The organism is Pseudomonas sp. NFPP12 (genome assembly GCF_900103205.1).
Lineage (GTDB): Bacteria > Pseudomonadota > Gammaproteobacteria > Pseudomonadales > Pseudomonadaceae > Aquipseudomonas > Aquipseudomonas protegens.
Genome location: NZ_FMWW01000001.1, coordinates 480,266 through 493,262, shown reverse-complemented (window position 1 = coordinate 493,262; position 12,997 = coordinate 480,266). Strand labels below are relative to the sequence as shown.

The 12,997-nt window shown below is 65.2% G+C and carries 15 protein-coding genes; 11 read left to right on the top strand and 4 right to left on the bottom strand.

Annotation, left to right across the window (positions count from 1 at the left end; genetic code table 11):
* Positions 1-4 precede the first annotated feature (4 nt).
* The 3 genes from BLS75_RS02185 to BLS75_RS02175 form a co-directional block, all read right to left on the bottom strand.
* The gene (locus BLS75_RS02185) at positions 5-925 is read right to left on the bottom strand and encodes a c-type cytochrome (RefSeq protein ID WP_011061684.1); all 921 of its coding nucleotides are present in this window, start codon (positions 923-925) and stop codon (positions 5-7) included.
* Positions 922-1,572 (bottom strand): c-type cytochrome, encoded by a 651-nt coding sequence (locus BLS75_RS02180; protein WP_072450143.1) that lies wholly within the window; start codon positions 1,570-1,572, stop codon positions 922-924. Before BLS75_RS02180 ends, BLS75_RS02185 begins: the two co-directional genes overlap by 4 nt.
* Before the next feature lie 297 nt (positions 1,573-1,869).
* Positions 1,870-2,220 carry a hypothetical protein gene (locus tag BLS75_RS02175; protein ID WP_072450142.1) on the bottom strand — a complete coding sequence of 117 codons (351 nt, stop codon included), beginning with the start codon at positions 2,218-2,220 and terminating at the stop codon, positions 1,870-1,872.
* A 211-nt stretch (positions 2,221-2,431) separates the two neighbouring features.
* Here BLS75_RS02175 and BLS75_RS02170 point away from each other — a divergent pair, with 211 nt between their 5' ends.
* From BLS75_RS02170 to ada, 5 genes are all read left to right on the top strand, one after another.
* The gene (locus BLS75_RS02170; RefSeq protein WP_011061687.1) at positions 2,432-2,734 is read left to right on the top strand and encodes a DUF1883 domain-containing protein; all 303 of its coding nucleotides are present in this window, start codon (positions 2,432-2,434) and stop codon (positions 2,732-2,734) included.
* A gap of 29 nt (positions 2,735-2,763) precedes the next feature.
* Positions 2,764-2,934: a hypothetical protein gene (locus tag BLS75_RS32320; RefSeq protein ID WP_015635890.1), complete on the top strand. Its 171-nt coding sequence runs from the start codon at positions 2,764-2,766 to the stop codon at positions 2,932-2,934.
* Positions 2,935-3,037: 103 nt separating this feature from the next.
* A complete protein-coding gene (locus tag BLS75_RS02160; RefSeq protein WP_072450141.1) occupies positions 3,038-3,754 on the top strand; it encodes a 2OG-Fe(II) oxygenase in 717 nt (238 codons plus the stop codon).
* Positions 3,744-4,424, top strand: coding sequence for a DNA oxidative demethylase AlkB (alkB, locus tag BLS75_RS02155; protein ID WP_072450140.1), 681 nt, complete (start codon positions 3,744-3,746; stop codon positions 4,422-4,424). The genes BLS75_RS02160 and alkB overlap by 11 nt, the downstream gene beginning before the upstream one ends.
* Positions 4,425-4,509: 85 nt before the next feature.
* Positions 4,510-5,595 (top strand): bifunctional DNA-binding transcriptional regulator/O6-methylguanine-DNA methyltransferase Ada, encoded by a 1,086-nt coding sequence (gene ada, locus BLS75_RS02150; RefSeq protein WP_072450139.1) that lies wholly within the window; start codon positions 4,510-4,512, stop codon positions 5,593-5,595.
* On the opposite strand, the gene BLS75_RS02145 is transcribed toward ada, so the two are convergent.
* Positions 5,547-6,035, bottom strand: coding sequence for a GyrI-like domain-containing protein (locus tag BLS75_RS02145; protein WP_072450138.1), 489 nt, complete (start codon positions 6,033-6,035; stop codon positions 5,547-5,549). The two genes, ada and BLS75_RS02145, sit on opposite strands and share 49 nt — an antisense overlap.
* Before the next feature lie 214 nt (positions 6,036-6,249).
* Here BLS75_RS02145 and BLS75_RS02140 point away from each other — a divergent pair, with 214 nt between their 5' ends.
* The 6 genes from BLS75_RS02140 (at position 6,250) to BLS75_RS02115 (ending at position 12,961) form a co-directional block, all read left to right on the top strand.
* Positions 6,250-7,314 carry an NAD(P)H-dependent flavin oxidoreductase gene (locus BLS75_RS02140; protein ID WP_072450137.1) on the top strand — a complete coding sequence of 355 codons (1,065 nt, stop codon included), beginning with the start codon at positions 6,250-6,252 and terminating at the stop codon, positions 7,312-7,314.
* A gap of 174 nt (positions 7,315-7,488) precedes the next feature.
* Positions 7,489-8,256: a molybdate ABC transporter substrate-binding protein gene (gene modA, locus BLS75_RS02135; protein ID WP_011061694.1), complete on the top strand. Its 768-nt coding sequence runs from the start codon at positions 7,489-7,491 to the stop codon at positions 8,254-8,256.
* Entirely contained in the window at positions 8,257-8,937 is a 681-nt protein-coding gene (gene modB / locus BLS75_RS02130; RefSeq protein WP_015635894.1) for a molybdate ABC transporter permease subunit, read from the top strand.
* Positions 8,938-8,941: 4 nt separating this feature from the next.
* Positions 8,942-10,024, top strand: a complete 1,083-nt coding sequence (gene modC, locus BLS75_RS02125; protein ID WP_041118550.1) for a molybdenum ABC transporter ATP-binding protein — start codon at positions 8,942-8,944, stop codon at positions 10,022-10,024.
* 80 nt (positions 10,025-10,104) lie between these two features.
* Complete coding sequence (locus BLS75_RS02120; RefSeq protein WP_015635896.1) at positions 10,105-11,142, top strand: DNA topoisomerase IB; 1,038 nt, start codon at positions 10,105-10,107, stop codon at positions 11,140-11,142.
* A gap of 178 nt (positions 11,143-11,320) precedes the next feature.
* On the top strand, positions 11,321-12,961 hold the full coding sequence (locus tag BLS75_RS02115; protein ID WP_072450136.1) for an ABC-F family ATP-binding cassette domain-containing protein: 1,641 nt from the start codon (positions 11,321-11,323) through the stop codon (positions 12,959-12,961).
* Positions 12,962-12,997 lie beyond the last annotated feature (36 nt).

Below are 12,997 nucleotides of genomic sequence, written 5' to 3'. Positions count from 1 at the left end.
TAGTTTATCGGATGCCCTGGCCTATCAACACGCCTTCTACCGTCTGACCGTACAAATTCACCCCATCATTGGCGTGGAACTTGACCCGGGTCTTCTCGATGGAACCCTCCACCAGGCGCGGGTCCTGAGGCCGCTCGTGGCTGTTGACGAACGCCGCCACGTCCCAGGCCTGCTGATCGCTCAGGCTGCCGCCCTTGCCCAGAGGCATGTTGTGCTTGATGAAGGACGCCGCAGTATTGATCCGGTGCATCCCTGCACCCCAGTTGTAGGAATCCTTGCCCCAGAGTGGCGGCATTACGTAATCCGCACCGGCCTTCTGGCCCTGGCCGTTGTCACCGTGGCAAACCGCACACTGCGCCTGATACACCGCCGCACCCTGCTTGAGGTCGTAGCCTTTGGCGGGCTGCGCCACGTCGGGATACCCACGCCCAGGCAGCTCGACGCCCAGCGGCGCCTTGCTCGCCAGCCAGTAGGCATACACCGACAGCGCGGTAATCTGCGGACTGTCCGCCGCCGGCGGCTTGCCACCGTTCATACTGAACTGAAAACAGCCTTGCAGGCGCTCGGCAAAGGTATTCACCTTGTCGTTCTTCTTGCGATAGGCCGGGTACATCGGGTACGCGCCCCACAGTGGCGCCGAGTTGGCCAGGCGCCCCTGATCAAGGTGGCAATTGCTGCAATTGAGGCCGTTGCCAACGAACTGCGGCGCCAGGCGCTTGGTATCGACGAACAGGGCGTAGCCTTCGCGTACCAGCTTGCCGTAGGCGTTGTCCGGCAGCTCGCTTTCAGCCGGCGGCTTGAAGTACTCGACATGGGCGGAAGCGCTCGGCGCCGGGATCTGCGACTGGTCCTCCATGGCGATGGTGGCCGCCTGGACCTGGATCGCGAGCAGGCTCAGCAGCGCCCCTGGAATCAATAGTTTCATGGGCGCGCCTCCTGGGAGTTCAAGGTTGCAAAGTAGTCCGCCACGGCAGCCACTTCTTCGGCGCTCAGGGATTTGGCGATGTGCCCCATCAAGTCATTGGGGTCGTTGTGGCGGGTACCTTCACGCCAGGCGTTGAGCTGTGCCACCAGGTAGCTGGCAGGCTGCCCGGCCAGGGGTGGGAAGGCGGTACCGACGCCCACGCCGCCCGGTCCGTGGCAACTGACGCACTCGGGCACCTGTCGTTCCCAGGCACCACGCAGGGCCAGGCGCTCACCGACACCGGTGGCCACCTGGCTACGGCTGACAGGAACCAGCTTGGGCGCGGGCATGGCGGCCAGGGTCGTGGTGACCGCGGTGATTTCCTCTTCACTCAAGACCTTGGCCAGGGGTTGCATCACAGGGCTGGTGCGGGCGCCGCTGCGAAAGTCGTGCAACTGCTTGCTCAGATAGCCCGCTGGCAACCCGGCAAGGCGTGGAAACCCGGCCGGAGCCAGGCCCATGCCATCGGCGCCATGGCAGGCCAGGCAAGCCGTTGCCCCTGGCTGGGCGCCTCCCTGGGTAAAGACTTTCTGCCCCTCCACGGCATGGGCAGTTTGAACCAACAGCAGCATCAGGCCACTCAATAGCATTCGATCCAGTGGGATCATATGGACTCCATTATTCTAGTTATATGCTTAGACCTGCATGGCATAAGCACACAAATAGTAGGTCAATTGATCCACCGGGACAACGCGAAATTGCCCCGCGCCTATCGAATACCGAACAGCAAAACAAGGTTTTACCAGGCGAAAAAAAGCGGCTAATCGCCGCGGTACAACAAGGCTTCTACCCACGCAAAAGCAGCCCCGGGCGGCGCTTGGCGGCACTACCCGGGGCCTGGGGCAACGTCTGGAGAAGGGATGCAAGCGGGTAACCGGGGACGGTCACCCGCATGGAGCAACGGCTCAGCCGGAGATACAGGACTCACCGGCCTTGCGCACATCCTGAGGGCGCAAGGGGTTGTTGCTCATCTGTTCGTGCAGCTTGATGCTGCTGCCGCCGGAACGCGCTTCAATATAGAACACCGCAGCCGGGGCCGGCGACAGGCTCTGGGGCACTAGTACCCGAAAGCCGTCCTTGTGTGGCTCGACCTGCAGCGCGCCGCGGCTGCCGGAGAGTTTGTCGGTCAGGCACTTGGCGTATTCCTGAGGCTTCTTGCCGGAAATCACGCTCAGGGTTGGCGGCGTCTGGTTGATGTCCGAGACGCTTGCGCAACCGCCGATGGCCAAGACCAGAACCCACACCCAGCGCTTCATGTAAAAACCTCCAATAAAGTCCCTCCGACAGCAAAGGCGCTGTTTTTCTCCGGAGGCACGGCTTTATCGCCGATAAAAATCCAAATAACTGTTTTAAATTGTCAAAGCTCGACGCCGGGGCCGAATAATACTCCTTTGGGCCTGATAAACTGCACCACCGCCCACGCAAACGTTTTTTGCTTTTGTAGCTATAGCCCTTCTGGAGGCGCCCATGAAATTCATCCACCAGCGCGAGCACCTGAACGAAGACGATATCGTCGTCATCGAATGCTCCCAGGTCTGCAACATTCGCCTGATGAGCGACGCCAACTTCCGCAGCTTCAAGAACGGCGGCCGTCACACCTATCACGGCGGCGCCTTCGACAAGTTCCCGGCAAAGATCACCGCCCCCAGCACCGGTTTCTGGAACATCACCATCGACACCGTCAACCGCCGGCCCATCAGCGTGACCCGCAAGCCGAACCTGACGCATTCGATCCGCATCATTCGCCGCTCCAGCTCGAAACTGCGCTAAGCCCTCCCCTCGCGACAACAGGTAGCCCCGTGCCCCAGACCACCAAGTACGTCATCAAATACAAGCTCAACGGTGAGCGCCGCTTCGAATTCGCCCAGTTGCAGACCGGTTCCGAGGAAGAAGCCCGGGCCGCCCTCGAGGCGCTGCATGGCCAGTCCGACGATGTCATCAGCGACGTCAGCGTCAGCAAGGCCTTGTAAGGCGCCGCTGCGCACCACCGATTCAAGCGCAAGCAACGGAGTGTTCGTCGGCCAACCGTGCCGCAGACTGGCCGGGTTCCCTACCGCCCAGGACACTCCCGCCATGCCTGCCCCCTCGCTACACGATCGCCTGCAACAACTGGATTGGGCCCGCATCGAGCAGGCCCTCGACCAGGACGGCTGCGCCCGCCTCGAAGGCCTGTTGACCCCAGCGCAATGCCAGGCCCTGAGCCGGCTTTACCAGAGCCCCGAGTTGTTTCGCTCGAAAGTGATCATGGCCCGCCATGGCTTTGGCCGTGGCCAGTACCAGTATTTTGGCTATCCGCTGCCGGAGCCCGTGGCGCAATTGCGCCAGTTGCTCTACCCGCGCCTGGTGGACCAGGCCAACCGCTGGAACCGCCTGATGAATATCGACGTCCAATACCCGACGCAACACGCCGCCTTCATCCAGCGCTGCCACGACGCCGGGCAGATGCGCCCGACGCCCTTGCTCTTGCAATACGGCCCCGGGGACTACAACTGCCTGCACCAGGATCTGTACGGCGAGCACGTATTCCCCTTGCAAGTGGCCTTCCTGTTGTCGCAGCCGGGAAGCGACTTCAGTGGCGGTGAACTGGTGCTCACCGAACAGCGCCCACGCATGCAATCGCGGCCGCAGGTCATTGGTCTGAAGCAGGGTGATGGGCTGGTTTTCGCCGTGCATCATCGCCCGGTAGCCGGAGCGCGCGGGCACTATCGGGTGACCTTGCGCCACGGTGTCAGCCGCGTTCACAGTGGCCAGCGCCATACCCTTGGAGTGATTTTTCACGATGCACTGTAATGATGGCGGCCCAGCCACCCTCGGGCTGTTCAGTGACAGCGACCTGCAGCAGCCTGCCCGCGTCGAGGTCCTGGGCCCAGAGTCCCTGGTCTTGCGCGGCTTCGCCCTGCCCTGGGTCGAAGCGCTGCTGCCGCAACTCGATGCCGTGCTCGCCGCCGCACCCTTTCGCCAGATGCAGACGCCCGGCGGCTTCACCATGTCGGTGGGCTTAAGCAGTTGCGGGCAGCTGGGCTGGACCACCGACCGCAGCGGCTACCGCTACAGCCCCATCGACCCGCAAAGCCAGCGCCCCTGGCCAGCACTGCCCAAGGTATTCCAGGAGCTGGCCGAAGCCGCGGCCGAGGCGGCCGGCTTTCCCGGGTTCGCCCCGGACTCCTGCCTGATCAACTGCTACCGGCCAGGGGCAAAGATGTCACTGCATCAGGACAAGAACGAGCGCGACTACTCGGCCCCTATCGTGTCCCTGTCCCTGGGCCTGCCGGCGATCTTTCTCTTCGGCGGCCGGCAGCGCAGCGACAAGAGCCAGCGGGTCGCGCTGCTGCATGGCGATGTGGTGGTCTGGGGCGGCGTCGACCGCCTGCGCTATCACGGAGTGCTGGCCCTCAAGGACGGCCACCACCCGCTGTTGGGCCAGCAACGGATCAACCTGACCTTGCGCCGGGCCGGCTGACGTTGAGAATTCAAGCGCAAGACCCGGAGTGCCGAACGGCCCCAGCTTGGTTAATCTGGCCGCCACCGCTTACCGAGTACCGACCATGACCGCCTTGTCGCGCAAGCACCGCATCGAACAGGACCCCCGCTGGCAAGCCGTGCTCAAGCGCGATGCCAGCGCCGACGCCAGCTTTGTCTACGCCGTGCGCACCACCGGCGTCTATTGCCGCCCCAGCAGCCTGTCGCGCTTGCCCAAGGCCGAGAATGTCGAGTTCTTCGACAGCGCCGAGCAAGCCGAAGCCGCCGGCTACCGCCCGAGCAAGCGCCTGGCCAGTGACCAGACCCAGGTCGCGGCGCACCATGCCACGCTGGTGGCGCTGGCCTGCCGGCAGATCGAGGGCGCCGAAACACCGCCCAGCCTGGGCCAGCTGGCGCAGCAGGCCGGCATGAGCAGCTATCACTTTCACCGAGTGTTCAAGGCCGCCACCGGGCTGACCCCCCGGGCCTATGCCAACGCGCAACGCTCACGCAAGGTGCGCTCCCACCTCGAGCGCGGCCAGTCGGTCACCGAAGCCCTGTATGACGCCGGCTTCAACTCCAACAGCCGTTTCTACGAAGCGGCCGACCAGTTGCTGGGCATGACGCCCAGCGACTACCGCGCCGGCGGCCCCAACACCGATATCCGCTTCGCCCTCGGCCAGTGTTCCCTGGGGGCAATACTGGTGGCGCAAAGCGCGCGCGGTGTGTGTGCGATTCTCCTGGGGGATGAACCCGGCCCGCTGCTGGAGCAACTGCAGGACAAGTTCCCCCGGGCCAACCTGATCGGTGCCGACCGCGATTTCGAGCGCCTGGTCGCCCAGGTAGTGGGGTTTATCGAGGCCCCGGCCATTGGCCTGGACCTGCCCCTGGATCTGCAGGGCACGGTGTTCCAGGAGCGGGTATGGCAGGCCCTGAGGAGCATTCCTCTGGGCAGCACCGCCAGCTACGCCGAAATTGCCCAGCGCATTGGCGCCCCCAAGTCCATGCGCGCCGTGGCCCAGGCCTGCGCGGCCAACAGCCTGGCGGTGGCCATTCCCTGCCACCGGGTGGTACGCAGCGACGGCAGCCTTTCAGGCTACCGCTGGGGTGTGGAACGCAAGCGTCAGTTGCTCGAGCGCGAAGCATCCTGCGAGGCCTCGATGCCGATGTAGATCGCCACCGAATCGGCACTGGTGTAGACCTCGAAATCCGTGGCGAAGGCGCGCCGGACCTGGGGGTTGTCCTGGAAGTAGGCCCAGATCAGCCCCCAGGTCTGGATCACGCAATCGGGCATCGCGCCCTTGGCACTGAACACCAGGTAGTCCCCGCCCTGGACAGCCACGCTCGGGTAGTCGGCGCAGGCACCCTCCAGCGCCACGCCGGCGGTCACGTCGAAGTGCCCGCTGGCATCGGACTCGTAGTTGGAATAGACGCCATAGACGAACGAATCAGCCTGGCGAGGGCTGATCTTGTCGAACAGCCCCTCGACATAGAAGCGCTGCCACATCGGCCCGATCCGGGCGCTGTCGGCCTGTTGCTCGGCGGCGTTGAGGGTCCTTACTTGCAGGCCTGCAACGCTGAACGGCAGTACTTCACGCAGTTTTACATCCATGGTCAGCCTTCCTTGAGGGGTGCGATGAGGAAAAATATCCGCCGCAGTCTAGCGCCGGATCGACGCCGCCGACAGCCGTCGGCAGCGGCCGCCGTATCGGTTGCAAAGGCCTGGAATCGAGCCCCGTGGAAAAGTCAGCTGGCCTCGGGGCGCCATCTCCTGATAAAAACCACGGGCTGCATCGTCTAAACCTGCCGACGGAGAATTCCCGCAAATGAGCCAATGGACTGATCGCCGCCTCTTAGACCTGCTGGGTATCGCCCTGCCCATCATCCAAGCGCCCATGGCCGGTCCCTCCGGCTCCGCCATGGTGATCGGCGCCTCCCGGGCCGGTGCTCTGGGCTCCCTGCCCTGCGCCATGCTCGACGCCGGGCAGATCCGCCAGGAAGTGCAGGTGATTCGCTCAGCCACGCAGAACCCGTTGAACCTGAACTTCTTCTGCCACCAGGTGCAGCCCGTCGATGCCGAACACGAGCAACGCTGGAAGAACGCCCTGGAGCCCTACTATCGCGAGCTGGGCGCCGACTTCGATGCTCCGACCCCGGTCAGCAACCGCGCGCCCTTCGATGAGAGCACCTGCCAACTGGTGGAAGAGTTGCGCCCTGAAGTCGTGAGTTTCCACTTCGGCCTTCCAGAGCCTTCGTTGCTGGCCCGGGTCAAGGCCACCGGAGCCAAGGTGCTGTCCTCGGCCAGCACCGTCGATGAAGCGCTCTGGCTGGAGGAGCGCGGCTGCGACGCGATCATCGCCATGGGCTACGAAGCCGGCGGCCACCGGGCAATCTTCCTCGGCGACGATCTCAACAGCCAGGTCGGCACCATGGCCCTAGTGCCGCAGATCGTCGACGCGGTGCAACTGCCGGTGATTGCCGCCGGCGGCATCGGCGATGCCCGGGGCATCGTCGCGGCGCTGGCCCTGGGAGCCTCGGCGGTGCAACTGGGCACTGCCTACCTGTTCACCCCGGAAGCCAAGGTCAGCGCCGCCCACCACCATGCCCTGCGCCACGCCAAGGAAAGCGAAACCGCGTTGACCAACCTGTTCACCGGGCGCCCGGCCCGGGGCATCGTCAACCGCGTCATGCGCGAAATCGGCCCCATCAGCCCGTTGGCGCCGGTCTTCCCCCGGGCCGGCGGTGCCTTGATGCCGCTGCGTGCCAAGGACGAGGCAGGCTTCGCCAACCTCTGGTCCGGCCAGGCCCTGCGCCTGGGGGTGGAACTGCCCGCCTACGAGTTGACCCTGCGCCTGGCCGAACAAACCCTGGCACAACTGCGCAGACGCTGATTCACTAGAGCCGCGATCCACATCGCGGCCCGGGCAACAAGCGCTGGCAACAGAGTTCCGTTCATCGACAAATCGCTATATATTCCGCTATATAGCGATTCCCCCTCGCCTTGGTGCAGGCCCCTTCCAATAACTCACTGCCCAACGCATCCGTCCCCCCATTGGAGCTGTTTGATGAACCTTCGCGCCTCAGGTTTTGCCCCGACTTGCCTCGCCGCCCTGCTCGCTGTCTTCGCCCTGGGTTCGGCCCAGGCCGATGAAGTACAGGTCGCGGTGGCCGCCAACTTCACCGCACCGATCCAGGCGATTGCCGCCGACTTCGAGAAAGACACCGGGCACAAACTGGTGGCCGCCTACGGCGCTACCGGACAGTTCTATACCCAGATCAAGAACGGCGCGCCTTTTGAAGTCTTCCTCTCGGCCGACGACAGCACCCCGCAAAAGCTCGAAAGCGAAGGCGACATCGTCAAGGGCTCGCGCTTCACCTACGCCATCGGCACCCTGGCCCTGTGGTCGGCCAAGGACGGCTACGTCGACGCCAAGGGCCAGGTGCTCAAGGACAACCAGTACCAGCATCTGTCCATCGCCAACCCGAAAGCCGCGCCTTACGGCCTGGCCGCAACCCAGGTACTGGCCAAGCTGGGCCTGACCGACAAGGTCAAGGACAAGATCGTCGAAGGCCAGAACATCACCCAGGCCTATCAGTTCGTTTCCACCGGCAATGCCGAGCTGGGCTTCGTCGCCCTGTCGCAGATCTACAAGGACGGCAAGGTCACCAGCGGTTCGGCCTGGATCGTCCCCGCCCAGATGCACGACCCGATCAAGCAGGACGCGGTCATCCTCAACAAGGGCAAGGACAACCCGGCCGCCAAGGCACTGGTGGACTACCTCAAGGGGCCAAAAGCCGCCGCGGTGATCAAGTCCTACGGCTACCAACTGTAAATGAGCCTGTCGAGTGCCGATTTTTCCGCCATCTGGCTGACCCTCAAGCTGGCGTCCCTGACCACGCTGATCCTGCTGGTGGTCGGCACTCCGATAGCCCTGTGGCTGTCGCGCACCCGCTCCTGGCTGCGAGGGCCGATCGGCGCCGTGGTGGCTCTGCCCCTGGTGCTGCCACCGACGGTGATAGGTTTCTACCTGTTGCTGGCCCTGGGGCCCAACGGTTTCTTCGGCCAGTTCACCCAGTCCCTGGGGCTGGGCACCCTGACGTTCAGTTTTGCCGGCCTGGTGCTGGGCTCGGTGATCTACTCCATGCCCTTCGTGGTACAGCCGTTGCAAAATGCCTTTTCTGCCATTGGCAGCCGTCCCCTGGAAGTGGCCGCAACCCTGCGCGCCAACCCCTGGGACACCTTTTTCACGGTGATCCTGCCCCTGGCGCGGCCAGGCTTCATCACCGCCTCGATCCTCGGCTTTGCCCACACCGTCGGCGAGTTCGGCGTGGTGCTGATGATCGGCGGCAACATCCCCAACAAGACCCGAGTGGTCTCGGTGCAGATCTACGATCACGTCGAGGCCATGGAATACGCCCAGGCCCACTGGCTGGCCGGGGCCATGCTGGTGTTCTCGTTCCTGGTGCTGCTGGCGCTGTACTCCAGCCGCAAGACCAAAGCCGGCTGGAGCTGAGCCGATGAGCATTCACGTCAAGCTGCACCTGGGCTACCACGACTTCGCCCTGGATCTCGACCTGCAACTGCCAGGGCGCGGGGTAACAGCCTTGTATGGACATTCGGGCTCGGGCAAAACCACCTGCCTGCGCTGCATCGCCGGCCTGGAAAAAGCCGGCCGCGGGCGCATCCAGATCAACGACGAAGTCTGGCAGGACAGCCAGCGCAAGCTGTTCGTCCCGCCCCACAAGCGCTCCCTGGGTTATGTGTTCCAGGAGGCCAGCCTGTTCGCCCACCTGTCCGTGCAAGCCAACCTGGAATTCGGCCTGCGGCGCATTGCCAAGGCACAACGCCGGGTGGACATGGCCCAGGCCACTGAACTGCTGGGCATCGGCCACCTGCTGCAGCGCCACCCGCAGCACCTTTCCGGCGGCGAGCGCCAGCGCATCGGCATTGCCCGGGCGCTGCTCACCAGCCCGCGGCTGCTGCTGATGGACGAGCCCCTGGCGGCCCTGGATTCGAAACGCAAAAGCGAGATCCTGCCCTACCTGGAACGCTTGCACGACGAGCTGGATATCCCGGTGCTGTACGTCAGCCACTCCCAGGATGAAGTGGCGCGCCTGGCCGACCATATCGTCCTGCTCAGCGATGGCCGGGCCCTGGCCAGCGGCCCCGTGGGCGAGACCCTGGCGCGCCTGGACCTGCCCCTGGCCCTGGGTGACGACGCGGGTGTGGTGGTGGAAGGCCGGGTCAGCCATTACGACCCGGACTACCAGTTGCTGACCCTGCAACTGCCCGGCAGCCAGCTGACTATCCGCGTGGCCCACGAGCCTCTGGCACTGGGCAAGGCCTTGCGGTTCAAGGTCCAGGCCCGGGACGTCAGCCTGAGCCTGCAGGACAGCGAGCACAGCAGCATCCTCAACCGCCTGCCGGTAACGGTGCGCGACGAAATCCCCGCGGACAACGCCGCCCATGTGCTGGTGCGTCTGGACGTGGCGGGCAGCCCGTTGCTGGCGCGCATCACCCGCTTCTCCCGAGACCAGTTGAGCCTGCACCCCGGGCAGCAACTCTGGGCACAGATCAAGGCAGTGGCCGTCCTGGCGTAACCCGCAGAGAAAATCGGCACCCTTGGCCGAGGCCGCGGTCCATGGTCTACCGGCCCGCACTTTGCCCAGGACCTGCCGCCATGCCCGACGCTTGCGATACTCCCGCCCTGCCCGCCGACCTGCACTACACCGACGACCGCCAGCCGGGCATCCGGCGGCGCAAGCTGCGGGGCAAGTTCGTCTACTACGACGCCCAGGGCCAGCGCCTTACCCAGGCCGCCGAGGTGCAGCGGATCAACGCCCTGGCGATTCCCCCGGCCTACGCAGAGGTGTGGATCTGCCCCGACCCCAAGGGCCATCTGCAGGCCACCGGCCGCGACGCAAGGGGCCGCAAGCAGTACCGCTACCACCCGCGTTGGCGCGAAGTGCGCGACGGTGACAAGTACGCTCGCCTGCTGGCGTTCGGCAACGCCTTGCCCAAGCTGCGCCGGCAGTTGCAGGCGCAATTGGCGGTGCCAGGCTTCAGCCGGGAAAAGGTCATGGCCACCTTGATCCTGCTGCTGGATGAAACCCTGATCCGCGTCGGCAACAGCCAGTATGCCCGGGACAATCGCTCCTACGGCCTGACCACGTTGCGCAACCGCCATGTACAGGTCAGCGGCAGCGCCATCCACTTCCAGTTCCGTGGCAAGAGCGGGGTCGAGCACCAGATCACCGTCAAGGACCCGCGCCTGGCACGGGTGGTCAAGCGCTGCCTGGAGTTGCCTGGGCAGCAGCTGTTCCAGTACCTGGACGAAGACGGTCAACGGCACCACGTCAGCTCGTCGGACATCAACGCCTGCCTGCAGCAACTGACCGGAGCCGACTTCACCGCCAAGGACTACCGCACCTGGGCCGGCAGCGTCCTGGCCCTGGAGCGGTTGCGCCAGCAGCCTTGGGAGCCCCAGGCCGAGGCGAAGAAACACATAGTGGCAACGGTCAAGGAAGTGGCCCGGGAACTGGGTAACACTCCGGCGGTGTGCCGCAAGTGCTACATCCATCCGGCGCTGCTGGAGCGCTTCGTCCTCGGTGAGTTGGCGCAGTTGCCCAAGGCCCGGGCCCGCCAGGGCCTGAAGGCCGAGGAAGCGGGCCTGGCGAACTTTCTGCGGCGCCTGGCAAAGGAGGCCCAACCGGCCTGACGACGGCCACCTTCGAATTTGCGTACTTGTCAGTCAGAGAATTCTGAGGTTAGGCTACGCACCTTCTTTCCCGTCCAAGGACGATTGCCGACGTGAACAACTAAGCCTTCCAAAAATGTATCCGCGATGAGCACTGCTAGCGCTCATTGGCCTGTTGCCACATTTTCCGGAGGTGCTGATGACTCACGTCACCCGGCTGCCCGCACTGGTTTCCCTGAACCAGCTGACCTATCAATTCGCCAATGGCGAAACCCTGCTTGATGCCCTGAACCTGAGTTTCGATCGCCTGCCCACGGCCATCGTCGGGCGCAATGGCGTGGGCAAGTCCCTGCTGCTGCGCCTGATCGCCGGCGAGCTGCAACCCTCCTCCGGGAGCATCAGCCACACTGCCAGCCTGGCCTATGTGCCCCAGGACCCGCAGGTACAGCCGGGGCAGAGCGTGGCCCAGGTCGCCGGCCTCGCCGAGACGCTGGGCGCCCTGCAGCGCCTGGCCGACGGCAGCGCCAGCCTGGAAGACCTGCACCTGGTGGATGATCGCTGGGACCTGGCCCAGCGCCTGCGCCTGGCCCTGGATGAAGCCAGCCTGGAGCACGTGGAACCGCAGGGCCCGGCGGACGTCCTCAGCGGCGGCCAACTGGCCCGGGTGGTGCTGATCGGCGCCCTGCTGGGCAACGCCGACCTGCTGCTGCTCGACGAGCCCAGCAATCACCTGGACCGCCACGGCCGGCGCTGGCTGACGGAACAACTGCAAGGCTGGCGTGGCGGGCTGATCCTGGTCAGCCATGACCGCCAGTTGCTCATGCAGGTGCAACGCATCGTCGAACTCGGCCCCCAGGGCGCCCAGGTCTATGGCGGCAACTATGCGCTGTACCAGGCGCAGCGCCGGGCCCACAGCGAGGCGGCGCAGGCGGCGCTGGACCATGCGCGTACCCAGCGCAGCCGCGAGCACAAGCGCCTGCAACGGGAACACGACACCATCCAGCGCCACGCCGCGGCCTCGCGCCGGCACGCCAAGACCGCCAACGTCTCAGGCTTCGAACGGGCCAAGCTGCTCGGCGCCGCGCGGGACATCATGGGCCAGGTACGCCACGCCCATCAGGGGCACAAGAGCGAGCTCGACGAGCAGGTGCGCGACGCCTTTGCCCGGGTCGGCGCGCAGTCACCGACCTTGCTCACTCTGCCCGCCACCACCTTGCAGGCCGGCCAGCCGGTATTCAGTCTGCTGCAGGCGCAACTCCCCTGGCTGGACCCGCAAGCCCCGGCCAGCCGCCTCACCTGCAACGTCGTCGGCCCGGCGCGCATCGCCCTGGTCGGCCCCAATGGCTGCGGCAAGTCCACCTTGCTGAAACTGCTGGCCGGCCAGTTGCAGCCACTGAGCGGCGAATGCCGAGTGGCGGTAGCCAGTGCCTATCTGGATCAGCATCTGGCGCAACTCGATCCCGCACACTCACTGCTCGAACAACTGGGCAACGCCGCCACGCCCCTGGAGGAAAGCGCCTTGCGTACCCGCCTGGCACGCCTGCAACTGGATGCCCGGCGGGTGCTGCAACCCTGCGCGCAACTGAGCGGCGGCGAGCGCCTGAAAGCCGCCCTGGCCCTGGCCCTGTGGGGCGGCAACCCAGCCCGACTGCTGTTGCTCGACGAGCCCACCAACCACCTGGACCTGGAATCGGTGCAGGCCTTCGAATGCGCCCTGCGGGACTTTCCCGGTGCCCTGGTGGTGGCCTCCCACGATCAGGCCTTTCTCCAGGCCCTGGCGCCGACCCATGAGCTGCAATGCTCGGCCCTGGGCTGGCACCTGAGGGAGCAGCAGCCATGAAACAGCGGCTTACAACGACGGGCCCTGCGCAGCCGC

Bases quoted from the DNA above. Each gene is read 5' to 3' on its own strand.
- BLS75_RS02170 (WP_011061687.1), top strand. From the start codon at position 2,432: ATGAAATTCATCCACCAGCGCGAGCACCTGAACGAAGACGATATCGTC.
- BLS75_RS02180 (WP_072450143.1), bottom strand. From the start codon at position 1,572: ATGATCCCACTGGATCGAATGCTATTGAGTGGCCTGATGCTGCTGTTG.
- BLS75_RS02120 (WP_015635896.1), top strand. From the start codon at position 10,105: ATGCCCGACGCTTGCGATACTCCCGCCCTGCCCGCCGACCTGCACTAC.
- BLS75_RS02115 (WP_072450136.1), top strand. From the start codon at position 11,321: ATGACTCACGTCACCCGGCTGCCCGCACTGGTTTCCCTGAACCAGCTG.
- alkB (WP_072450140.1), top strand. From the start codon at position 3,744: ATGCACTGTAATGATGGCGGCCCAGCCACCCTCGGGCTGTTCAGTGAC.
- BLS75_RS02160 (WP_072450141.1), top strand. From the start codon at position 3,038: ATGCCTGCCCCCTCGCTACACGATCGCCTGCAACAACTGGATTGGGCC.
- BLS75_RS02145 (WP_072450138.1), bottom strand. From the start codon at position 6,035: ATGGATGTAAAACTGCGTGAAGTACTGCCGTTCAGCGTTGCAGGCCTG.
- ada (WP_072450139.1), top strand. From the start codon at position 4,510: ATGACCGCCTTGTCGCGCAAGCACCGCATCGAACAGGACCCCCGCTGG.
- modC (WP_041118550.1), top strand. From the start codon at position 8,942: ATGAGCATTCACGTCAAGCTGCACCTGGGCTACCACGACTTCGCCCTG.
- modB (WP_015635894.1), top strand. From the start codon at position 8,257: ATGAGCCTGTCGAGTGCCGATTTTTCCGCCATCTGGCTGACCCTCAAG.
- BLS75_RS02140 (WP_072450137.1), top strand. From the start codon at position 6,250: ATGAGCCAATGGACTGATCGCCGCCTCTTAGACCTGCTGGGTATCGCC.
- modA (WP_011061694.1), top strand. From the start codon at position 7,489: ATGAACCTTCGCGCCTCAGGTTTTGCCCCGACTTGCCTCGCCGCCCTG.
- BLS75_RS02175 (WP_072450142.1), bottom strand. From the start codon at position 2,220: ATGAAGCGCTGGGTGTGGGTTCTGGTCTTGGCCATCGGCGGTTGCGCA.
- BLS75_RS02185 (WP_011061684.1), bottom strand. From the start codon at position 925: ATGAAACTATTGATTCCAGGGGCGCTGCTGAGCCTGCTCGCGATCCAG.